Origin of the sequence: Companilactobacillus futsaii JCM 17355 (assembly GCF_001435505.1) — a bacterium.
GTDB lineage: Bacteria > Bacillota > Bacilli > Lactobacillales > Lactobacillaceae > Companilactobacillus > Companilactobacillus futsaii.
Genome location: NZ_AZDO01000120.1, coordinates 4886 through 7950, shown reverse-complemented (window position 1 = coordinate 7950; position 3065 = coordinate 4886). Strand labels below are relative to the sequence as shown.

4 protein-coding genes and 2 pseudogenes are annotated in these 3065 nt (G+C 35.8%); 3 read left to right on the top strand and 3 right to left on the bottom strand.

Going from position 1 to position 3065, the window contains the following annotated elements; all coding sequences use genetic code 11:
- Positions 1-41: 41 nt before the first annotated feature.
- Positions 42-275 (bottom strand): hypothetical protein, encoded by a 234-nt coding sequence (locus FC88_RS08935; protein WP_057814823.1) that lies wholly within the window; start codon positions 273-275, stop codon positions 42-44.
- A gap of 293 nt (positions 276-568) precedes the next feature.
- On the opposite strand from FC88_RS08935, the gene FC88_RS13400 reads away from it, so the two are divergent.
- Entirely contained in the window at positions 569-745 is a 177-nt protein-coding gene (locus FC88_RS13400) for an NAD(P)H-binding protein (RefSeq protein WP_083484622.1), read from the top strand.
- A complete protein-coding gene (locus FC88_RS13165; RefSeq protein ID WP_268750936.1) occupies positions 700-1119 on the top strand; it encodes an NAD(P)H-binding protein in 420 nt (139 codons plus the stop codon). Before FC88_RS13400 ends, FC88_RS13165 begins: the two co-directional genes overlap by 46 nt.
- Here the strand turns inward: FC88_RS13165 and FC88_RS08925 are convergent.
- On the bottom strand, positions 1116-1709 hold the full coding sequence (locus FC88_RS08925; protein ID WP_083484621.1) for a DapH/DapD/GlmU-related protein: 594 nt from the start codon (positions 1707-1709) through the stop codon (positions 1116-1118). The genes FC88_RS13165 and FC88_RS08925 overlap by 4 nt on opposite strands.
- 5 nt (positions 1710-1714) lie before the next feature.
- On the opposite strand from FC88_RS08925, the pseudogene FC88_RS08920 reads away from it, so the two are divergent.
- Positions 1715-2767, top strand: a pseudogene (locus FC88_RS08920) (amidohydrolase); the annotation flags it as partial.
- 8 nt (positions 2768-2775) lie between these two features.
- On the opposite strand, the pseudogene FC88_RS08915 reads toward FC88_RS08920, so the two are convergent.
- Positions 2776-3065: pseudogene (locus FC88_RS08915) on the bottom strand (hypothetical protein); the annotation flags it as partial.

Here is a 3065-nt window from a genome sequence, read left to right as displayed (position 1 = left end):
GTGTTTTTTTTATTTATTTTTTCTTAAGGTGGCTAACTTGATTATAAAATTCGCCATTTTTTCTTACTTTCTATACAGGCTTGTAATAAATCCATATTGGAAAGTGTGTAAATCTGATTACTATCCAGTTCTGTATCATTTAAATATAATGTGGCACCTAATCCGGACATTTCTTCTAGTATGTGAGCTGCTCTTTTCGAAGCAATGTGTTGAACTTCGGTGTAAGAAATTTCTTCACCATTATTTATAATTTGTAAATCTTTATATTCTGTCATAACGTTTCCTCACTTTTGATTTATTGTGATTTCAATATAGCATCAAAAAAGAGAAATTTACGGTCTACTATTGGTACCATGGTAACTTATGAAACTAATTGAGATAAACGACTCAAAAGCATTATTCATTTTATGAATTGTAGTCGTGTCAATATAGGTATTTTACATAGTTTCTCCTTTTATTATCATAAAAATAATACGAAGAGAAATTTTAATGTCAAAAAACATTTTATTATTAGGTGCATCAGGAACAGCTGGTTCTGGTGTTCGAAAAGCACTTTTATCAAAAATAGATGTACCATTTAACGTTGGTATCACGACATGCTAATCAACTTACACCAAACACTAAACAGGAAAATTTGGCTCAGCTTGATGTATATGATTATGATGCATTGATTAAAGCTATGAAAGGACAAGATATTGTATTTTCCGCCCTTTCAAGGGTGATCCTGATGAACTTGCTAGATTAGCCCAAGATGTTATTGACGCTATGCAGGAATTACATCTTAAACGATTAATTTTCATGGTTGCCATGGGAATTTACAATGAAATTCCCGCATCAGTTTGTGTGCAAGACAATGTTGACAATAATCCTGCTCAAATTCATAATCTTCGTGCAGCTAAAGTAATTGAAGCATCTTCATTGGATTATACCTTCCTAAGACCAGGCTTTTTGATTCCTGGACCTGATTCAGTTGTAATTACACATCGTGGTGAGAATGTTTCAGGAAATACTACAACCATTTCTTCAGTTGGCGCTGTTGCAGTACAACTTGTTACTGGTAATTTACAAGCTTCTCGTGATAGTTTTGGACTTAATCAACCGACAACAAAAAAAATTTAGTATCTTAAATCACGTAATTTCTTAGCTGGTGATCCTACGTAAATACTGTTTGGTTCAACATCTTTGGTCACTAAGGCATTAGCTCCAACAATTGAATTTTCTCCAATTGTCACTCCGGGTAAAACGGTCACATTAGCTCCTACCCAAACGTTTCTTTTAATGTGAATTGAACCCGTAATTAGGTCATCCCGATGATTAGGGTCTTCAGCATGATTGACCGTTATTAGACTAACTCGAGGTCCAATTTTGACCTTTTCATCTATCCAAATTCCACCAAGATCCATGAAGAAACAATCTTTATTGATGAAGACATTGTTCTCAACAAACGTTTGACAACCCACATCAGCGTTAAAAGGCGCCTTAATGTCAGTCGTCTCGGGAATTTGGCATCCATATAACTGACTAAATAGTTCTCGACGTTCTTTTGTATTATGGGAATGTTGATTGATTTGATCGATTATCAGTGAATTCTTTTCGACGATTTCATCTACTAATCTGAATTCTTCTTTAGTGAAATGTAAATTGCCACCTTCACGAGCTTTCTTCAAAACTTCTTCTTTGTTGATTTTGAACACGTTCTTTCCTTGCATTTTATTTTTATCATAAATTAGGTATCGAAACTAAAAATTTTGGTGATGGTTACGGTTTTGTAATCGATATTGATTCAGGTAAACCTGGAAAATCAATTGCTTTACGAGCCGACTTTGACGCTCTAGCCATTCAAGAAGAAAATGATCTACCTTTTAAGTCAGAGAATTCTGGTGTCATGCATGCTTGTGGTCACGATGGACATACAGCTTATATGATGGTTTTAGCCAAGAATTTATACCAAATGAAGAATAAACTACACGGCAAAATTAGAATCATCCACCAACCTGCTGAGGAAATTACTCCAGGTGGCGCTAAAAGTATGATTAAAGATGGCGTACTCGATGGTATCGATGAAGTCGTTGGCGCACACGTTATGACATCAATGCCAACTGGTTCTATTGGTTATCATTGGGGTGAAACTCAAACTGGTCGAGCAGATTTTTCAATTAAATTTATCGGTAAAGGTGGACACGCTTCAATGCCCCACTTATCAAAAGATGCTATCGTTGCTGGTAGTTATTTCGTTACTGTCCTACAAACAGTCGTTTCACGTAATATCGACCCATTTGATACGGCTAGTGTCACGATTGGTTCATTTGATGGTGTCGGTTCAAACAACGCTATCAAGGCCTCTGTTGAGTTAAAAGGTGATGTTCGGATCATGAAAGAATCGACTAGATCAACGATTCACCAACGTATCGAAACGATTGCTAAGAGCGTTGCTGAAATGTTCGATATGAAAATCGAAATTGATTATAACGATAATTATCCAGTCTTGGTCAACGATGAAGAGTTAACTAAGCAAGTAGTAAGCTCGATTAAAGATACTGAAATCCCTGAAGTTAAACAAGTTTTTGACTGTGGTCCGCAAGACCCTTCCGAAGATTTTGCTTATTTTGCACAAGAGCGTCCTAGTTGTTTCTTCTACGTAGGTTGTGATCCTAACGATGGTATGAATCATCCCCACCACAGTCCAGAGTTTTTAATGGATGAAAATTGTTTACTCGTGGCTGCAAAAGGTATGGGTTCAGTTATTTTAAATTTATTAAATAGCTAATGCAAAAATCAAAATACTAATCCCATCGAAACTACATTACTTACTGTTAATGCTCCATTTTCGTCCATGTCTAATTCATCAAGGTCATATGAGAAACAGTCTTCATGTGTTAGCTTAACTGTTTCTTTATCCATACTTACTTGTGAACGTCCATTGTCTTGATTACGTTTATATTCTGATGGTTGAACTAAACCACTCATTTTATTAATACGAACTTCATGAGTTCCGACAAAATTGGCTGATGTAACACTCTTTGCACCACTTTTTGTACGTGGTAACGACCACGACGGATTTTTTC